Raw genomic sequence first — 7,417 nt, 5'->3', positions numbered from 1 at the left:
AATCATTCTATTGAGAATGTTGGAGCAACAGAGTAAGTAGGTTAACAAACGGAGGGTTACCCTGAAGCCAGCGGAACAAATGGCTTCAAGGTAACTCTTTCTTTTTTTATAAGGTAGATAAATGTCGGGTCAATAACCCCCACATGTGGCTTTCAGACGGGATGAGTTTGATTTTTTCTGTCATTTTACGATCGTATGTTCCTATCCCTACCACTCCGTTTGTAGCATAGTCGAGTGAATAAGAATAGTCGAAACAGCATTCAGGCTAACTTATATTTTGAAAAAATCAGGTAGTGGTAAAGTTGTACATCAGGGGATTACACCAGAATTAGAAATCAATAAATCGATTGAGGAATTATTGGAATTTATGAACAGTGATAATCTTCAAATACCTAACATAATTAAAGTAGCCGTAGGTCATTATTATTATGGTTATATACATCCATTTTATGATGGGAATGGTAGGACATCTAGATTTATTAGCAGTATGTACTTGGCAAAGGATCTAGGCAATATTTCTATATTATCATTATCTAGAGGTTGCAATACATATAAAACAAAATACCTTGAGGTTTTCGAGATATCAAATAGTATTAGAAGTAGAGGGGAAATGAACAGTTTTATTGAAACGTTCTTAGAAATAATAATAGAAGCTCTTAAGCAGATGAACACAGAATTGAAAGAAAAGAGCCAGTTGTTAAGTATGGCATTTCAAAAGTTGGGTAGTGATTCAAACTTGAGAGATGTGCCCCAAAGTTATAGGGATTTGATGTTTGTCTTGGCACAAAATCATTTTTTTGATTCTAGTAATGGTTTAACAGTAGGCGATCTATCTGAAATATTCGAAAAGTCAGCAGCAACCATCAGAAAAATAGTTAAAGATCTGCTCGATTTGTCGTTGGTGGAACAAAGAAGAGACAGACCTGCATATTTCTGCGTCAGGAGAAAATACTTCGAAGAATGAACAACTGTTAAAGCTGGTCTGTATTCAAATATAGGCTTCGCCCTTACGTATTTTTGTGTGCAAAAACTAGCAGGATTTTTCTAATAATAGGGAGATGTATTCCATGCAAAAGGCAATCGTTGTTCAATATTACCACGAAAGAAAGAATAATGTAGCGGAGTTGAATCAATTTTTAGAAGAGGGATGGAAAGTTGTAAGCCAAAGCAATATGACTGAGGCGGGCGGTGTCGTTTATTCGCTTGTCATAATAGAGAAAAACTAGAAACCGAGACTTTGAGATTTTGGATTTATCTCTTGATAGTGATATTAATTTATGGGCATTCTTCGCAACATAGCAGTATATTAACTCGTCTAAAGGGGGAATGGTGTTACATTAATTGGGGGTATGAAGTTAATGGAAAAGAAAGCTTTGCCTATTCTAGCAGGGCTAATGATTATATTGCTTATTTGTTCGTCCACCTTTCTATGCAATCAAAAACAAGCGGAACATGAAATGAGAACGACTGCGGAAGGCATAGCGGGTAGTTCTCTATATATGATTTGGATTAATTATAATGCTATCCTTGAGAACGAGACGGACATGTTGACGATAGAGCATATAAACGATATTTATGTAAAGCTCTCTGTCATTGAGGCTTATTCAGCTACAGTGGGTCGTTTGGTAAACACGCAGTTGTTAACTCCAATAAGTATAGATATGAAAGCAATAACGGAAAGCATGCAGGAAAGCTATAAAGAAAACAACATATTCACTGAAGAAGATCAAACTAAATATGCGACTTTAATTACAGAGATAACGGCATTGCTTCCTTTAATATCTAAGGTTTTTTATGTTTCTGAATCTCAAGAAGGTGCTAAAGTTACATTAGAAGTAAATAACAAGGAGACGTTACTAACGTTTCGAGACGCATTGAAGAAACACGTTTCCGGTCTGAATAACGTATAACCAACCTATTGTTTGCTCGAAATCCGACCTTTCCAGCTTTATTGAAATATGGTGCGACAAGGAACGGAGAAGATAACGATAGTTCAATAAAAGAGAAGTTCTATTAAAGAGAAGTTCTATTAAAGAAGCCACTCCATTGGTCGGAGTGGCTTTATGTCTATATACGAAGTCAGTTTGAATTCGGATAAAGGTGTTAGGCCAGAATGCCTTTGACACGTGCTGCCTTAATCCAGTCTGGAAACTCATTAAGAAGTCGATCATATAATTCTTCATCGCTAATCTTGGAGATGTCATCCAGTGCAAAAAAGTTAGCGTTATCTATGAAACGCCCAGTCATGTCATCGAGCTGCTCCAGGATACCGTAATTGGCTTGTCCCAAGCCAACGAATTGCCAGAACAGATTTTTGTAGGAGCTTTCGGTAATAAGCCGCATAATCTTCCCTTTCTGACTGACTCCGCCATCGCTAAAAAAGATAATATACGTTGGAATGTTAACATTAGGTTCCTCGATCGTGTATTTGCGGATGACATCCTGCATCACAGGAGGTTCGTTATTGGTACCACCTTTGCTTCCCAGCGTATATGTGCGTTCAATATAATTCTCATATCCCTGGGCTGTAACGCTAGGTGCGCGCAAGAAGTCTTTGGCGAAAAACCATACATCCAACTCGCCATTATCATCAAATGCTGATGCAATCGCCAGTATACGTTCAAAGGCTTCTTGCACGATGCCTTTGCGGTACAGATGGTACATGGAGCCTGATGCGTCGAATACAACGGCAACACGTGCTTGTATAGGCTCGATCCTTTTCTTCTGCAGGGACAGGGTTACTTTCTTCTTGAGGAGATCAATCTTGGTCAGGTTCACTGGTGTGCTATTCAGGTTAGGTGAAGTAAGAGTAGCTGGTGCTGCTGAAGAGGCCGCTGCAACTTCAGTCCGTGCAGTAAGGAGGACGTGTTCAGCCTCGGAGGTGTCGTTACTCTCGATTTCACTCTCGATCTCAACACCAAATGACTCTGCGAGTGGCTGCAATCCACCAAAGAACCCTCTTCCGATCGCACGGACTTTGAATCCGCCACGGTACTTATAGATCTCAATGCAAATAAGTGCTGTTTCAGCAGTGACTTGATTAATCTCATAGGTAATCTGCTGGGAACCAGCTTGTACAATCGCCTGAAATGTCTGGACATCGGCGAACGTACCTCCTGCATCAATCGTAGCTGTGAACATACATTTCTCCACAGGAGCCTGTCGTAATTTATTCGTATCAAGCACAAAAGAAGATTTCAGTTTCTCTGCCTGTTGAAGAAGTACACTGTGATGGGGATCCACCTTCTGATTATAAAATACAAAATAGTCGTCGGATGGGACTTTTCCTTCTTCGTTTACCATAAAGCAGCTGACATCTAAGGGAGAAGGAGCTGATGTACACTGAATCGTTACCTGAAGTTGGGTTGATTCGTTGAGACTGATATTTTGTCCTGTGTTTAGAAAGAGAATAGGATCTGTCATAATCTGATATGCCTCGTTTCTACAAGGGTTTTGTTGCAAATGTACAGTGATAAGATAGATTTTGATACATATGTTTCCATAAGTCAACGGATACATTGCAGACTTGAGAAGAAGGTTTTGTATTCCTTACCTCTGAACGAAAAATCCAAATTAGAGTGGTTCAGTCTACGGTAAGTCAGTTCAAAAAAACAGCGACAGTCTAGGACTTTTTTCTCGTCCTTGGCTATCGCTGTTTCAATCTCTAGGCTTCGTACAATCCTTTACTTTTGAAAGGTAGCTAGCAGTCGATCGCGTTCTGCTGTTGTTATTGGAATAACTCCGCCGTGCCGTTTTTTGTTCGTTCCAAGATGAAAAGCATCCTCAGGCACAACGTCGAATTGTCCGCTATTCAGATCAGTAGTCATTAAAGGTAAATATCCTTTGTGTGTCGCGAACCGATCTATGATCAAGCACCATTCCTCGCGATCGTTCAGTTTGAAGATTTGTGGACCTTCAACGCCCATAATGACTTCAAGGGATGGAGAGCTGATAGGAGAGAAGGCGTTTTTATCCAAGGAGTTTCCTTTCTCCAAAGTAATGTTCTTTGTCGTTTCGTCCTTGGAGAAGCGATAATAGCTGCCTTGGTGAGCAATTATCGTGGTATCAATAATGTGATTGTCACGCTCAATATACAGCTCAGGTGCGCTGAAATGGCGGAAATCGGTTGTGCGAGCGCTATATATTTTTTGTTTGCGTTCTGTTTCATGAGCAGCTTGGGTAGCAGATGCCCAGAAAACAAGGAAATTGTTTTCCTGCTCGTCATAGATTGCTTCTGGCGCCCAAACGCAGCCAGCACCCTCTACGCCAACTGTGACATTCCAAGGGCCTGTCCAGCTAACGAGATCGGACGATTCCCAAACGATAATGTCGCGGCTGCCCTCATTGACCGCAACATCCCATCCTTTACCACTCGCTATACGGAGATCAGTGGCAATGATATAATACTTGCCGTCTTGCTCGGAACGGATCAGAAACGGGTCACGAATCCCTTTCTCTCCCAATGCCGAGCGAAGTACTGGAAGACCTTGGTTCAAATCGTTCCAGTGTAAGCCATCATCACTGTATGAGAAATAAACTTGTTCCCCATCAGGCTCTTCTCCAATAAAATGTACAAGCAGATAACCGCAAAAATCATTATTTTGTGTCATAAGTATGCTCCTTTTTCATTAAATGTTCGAGTCAAACGATCAAATGACTTAATCCAAGCTATGTAAACCCAATTGTCCAGCCTATCCATCCAGTTGTGGGCTTGCTCACGTCCCTGACAACATTATAAATGTTAACGCTATTATTGTAATCCATCAATATGAAAAAGATAACCCCCGGCCGCAAGAGACCGGGGATTTTGCTAGCTTAGAGACGCTATAGGCTTTGTATAAGCTGGATTGATTTATAGAAGTTATTTAAAGGGTTCTAAAGCCAGAGAGTGAATGATTTCTTCTTGGGAAAAAGGTTTTTTCCTGCCCAGTTGTTTAATCTTGACCATAAAAGGGCTTTCCGGATTTTTCATATGGAAAAAACCAGGGATACGCATGACTCTGGATAAATTGGTTATCATCGGATCAGAGCTGAATTTTTTGGCTAAAGCCTTTTGAATGGGGACGAATTTATGAACAGATGCACCTTGAACGACCCAATAAATGTGATAGCCATTTTTAGTTTCAATAATCATCGTATCCTTAATGTGATTTTTGAACTTTTGAATAAACGCCTTTTTCAATTTCGTTACTCTCTTTTTTGTTCGAAGAGCTAGAAGATGATATTGACCTTGTTTATTCTTTTTAACCGTTATCGATTGAAGCTGTTCCGTAGGGTTAGACTCCATGGATTCAATTAGTTGATTGACTTGTTCTTGTGTGTCTGCATAGACTGAGATTTTGTTTAAATCTACATCGATGAACTGTGCTCTTATCTTTTCGAAGTTGCTAGCTCTTGTTTCTCGGTAATTGATCTCCATAAATACGGCGTACCCTTTTTTATTTTGCCGGAGAACAGGAATACGTTTATTTCTTTTGGAAAAGAGCGTGAATTGCGGCGTTCTCCTTTCAAGTAAGTTTAGGGGTTTATGCAGCAGCATCGCCGGGAGATTAGAAGAGGGACTGAATGTCTTGTTTTTGTTTTTGGGGTCGTGGACTAATATAAACTGCAGCTGTTCGTTCTGCTTGCAGCCAAGTTTTTTGATGAAATGGCGCGCGTGACTGGAAAACCTCTGCAAATTTCTTGAATATCTAGTTGAGCTTAAACGTTGTGTCACTGGATCACATCTCCTTCGAAGGATGCGTTACACTGTCGGTTCTTTTCTAAACAATCATATTCGGGCAAGAGGATACAAGTGTGAGCGACAGTACCCATTTTTCAACATTAAATAAGGTAATGGAACGGTAAAGATACTCTCAATCCGATGAAGGGTAAGGGTTAATTACAGTTATTTTTAAGGTCATTTTTAATTTTTTTCATAGATTAATTCTAGTAGAGAAAAGGTTATGGTGTATAATAATGTTAATAGTTAAGTACTTTTAAGATAAGAGCATTCATATTACATACTAATAAAGAACGGAAGGAAGCGTTGCAACCATGTTACATGCAAGACAGATGAACCTTTTCAAAAGAGGGGCTCTAATCGTAATTGGTATTTTATTGATTGTCTTCGCAATGTCGGAATCTAGCCAAGCGTCATTCGTTGATCCCATTGATCAAACATCGGATGCAGCAAATACGATTCCGAATTCGCAAGGCGGATCAAAGGATGTAGGACAAAGCTTTACTGCAGGTAAAACAGGGTGGATGTACGATGTCGATGTATTTCTTGCTCAATCTTCAGCTACTGAGCGAGAGATAAGCTTGACGATTCATGAAGGTCAAGATATCAATGGGACAGTACTAGGCGTAGCGGAGGTAAGCAGTAGCATTGTGCCTGATTTTCCTGGAGGCTGGGTTCGGTTTACCTTTAACGAAGGGATTTATGTGGAGTCTAACAAGCAATATGCCATGATGATGGAGACAACCAATAATGATCCAAATCAAATGCTCCAAGTCACTTGGAGAATATACACTCCTAGCACATATAACGGCGGTACACCTTATTATTTTGAATCTTGGAATAATTTTAATTTTGATTTTGCATTCAGGACGTATGTAGCTACTCAGCAGAGGGACTATTCGACTTCATTGCAGTTGGACCCGCTTACAACAACTTATGGTGATACTGAGGAGATCAGAGCTACATTGCTTGATGCTCAAAATCAAGCAGTATCGAATAAAAGGGTCACATTTTCTCTGGATGGAAACGTTCTTGGTTCATCTAATACGAATGGAAATGGTGAAGCGATATTCAGCTATTCGCTTAACACGGCAATAGGGAATCATACACTTACAGCGGAATTCGCAGGAGACCCTACCCATCTTACTTCGAGTTATTCTGTTACGATGAGGGTCGATAAGAGGCCTCTTGCAGTAACCGCAGATGATGCTACTCGGAAATATGGCACGAGCAATCCGGTTTTCACAGGAACGGTCTCAGGCGGTTTATCGTCAGATGGGATTACAGCAACGTATGCTACGAGTGCCGATCAGGCTAGCGATGTAGGGAGCTATGCGATCGAAGCAGCACTGGTTGATCCGAATAACAAGCTAGGAAATTATGAAGTAACGAAAACAGCAGGTAGTCTAAGCGTTACGAAAGCGTCACTTGCCGTAACCGCAAACGATGCGACGCATGAATATGGAACGAGCAATCCGGTTTTCACAGGGATAATAACTGGCGCTTTATCGTCAGATGGGATTACAGCAACTTATGCTACGAGTGCTGATCAGGCAAGCGATGTAGGGAGCTATGCGATCGAAGCAGCACTGGTTGATCCGAATAACAAGCTAGGAAATTATGAAGTAACGAAAACAGCAGGTAGTCTAAGCGTTACGAAAGCGTCACTTGCCGTAACCGCAAACGATGCGACGC

Annotated in this window: 7 protein-coding genes; 4 read left to right on the top strand and 3 right to left on the bottom strand. The window is 40.6% G+C overall.

Annotation, left to right across the window (positions count from 1 at the left end; translation table 11 throughout):
- Positions 1 to 277: 277 nt before the first annotated feature.
- The 3 genes from FGT79_RS27215 (at position 278) to FGT79_RS27210 (ending at position 1,910) form a co-directional block, all read left to right on the top strand.
- A complete protein-coding gene (locus FGT79_RS27215; RefSeq protein WP_171056476.1) occupies positions 278 to 964 on the top strand; it encodes a Fic family protein in 687 nt (228 codons plus the stop codon).
- A gap of 103 nt (positions 965 to 1,067) precedes the next feature.
- A complete protein-coding gene (locus tag FGT79_RS31400; protein ID WP_171056475.1) occupies positions 1,068 to 1,226 on the top strand; it encodes a hypothetical protein in 159 nt (52 codons plus the stop codon).
- A 132-nt stretch (positions 1,227 to 1,358) separates the two neighbouring features.
- The gene (locus FGT79_RS27210; RefSeq protein WP_138755988.1) at positions 1,359 to 1,910 is read left to right on the top strand and encodes a hypothetical protein; all 552 of its coding nucleotides are present in this window, start codon (positions 1,359 to 1,361) and stop codon (positions 1,908 to 1,910) included.
- A 193-nt stretch (positions 1,911 to 2,103) separates the two neighbouring features.
- On the opposite strand, the gene FGT79_RS27205 is transcribed toward FGT79_RS27210, so the two are convergent.
- The 3 genes from FGT79_RS27205 to FGT79_RS27195 form a co-directional block, all read right to left on the bottom strand.
- Complete coding sequence (locus tag FGT79_RS27205) at positions 2,104 to 3,423, bottom strand: VWA domain-containing protein (protein WP_138755987.1); 1,320 nt, start codon at positions 3,421 to 3,423, stop codon at positions 2,104 to 2,106.
- A gap of 260 nt (positions 3,424 to 3,683) precedes the next feature.
- Positions 3,684 to 4,610 (bottom strand): glycoside hydrolase family 43 protein, encoded by a 927-nt coding sequence (locus tag FGT79_RS27200; RefSeq protein WP_138755986.1) that lies wholly within the window; start codon positions 4,608 to 4,610, stop codon positions 3,684 to 3,686.
- A 251-nt stretch (positions 4,611 to 4,861) separates the two neighbouring features.
- Positions 4,862 to 5,716 (bottom strand): DNA-primase RepB domain-containing protein, encoded by an 855-nt coding sequence (locus FGT79_RS27195; RefSeq protein ID WP_138755985.1) that lies wholly within the window; start codon positions 5,714 to 5,716, stop codon positions 4,862 to 4,864.
- Between the two features lie 320 nt (positions 5,717 to 6,036).
- Between FGT79_RS27195 and FGT79_RS31395 the strand changes: the two genes are divergently transcribed.
- Positions 6,037 to 7,417 (top strand): MBG domain-containing protein (locus tag FGT79_RS31395; RefSeq protein WP_171056474.1); only part of this gene is annotated, 1,381 nt, incomplete at its 3' end.

Source organism: Paenibacillus sinopodophylli, from assembly GCF_005930355.1.
GTDB lineage: Bacteria > Bacillota > Bacilli > Paenibacillales > Paenibacillaceae > Pristimantibacillus > Pristimantibacillus sinopodophylli.
Note: the sequence above shows the minus strand (reverse complement) of the source record. Positions and strands in the feature narration are given on the sequence as shown.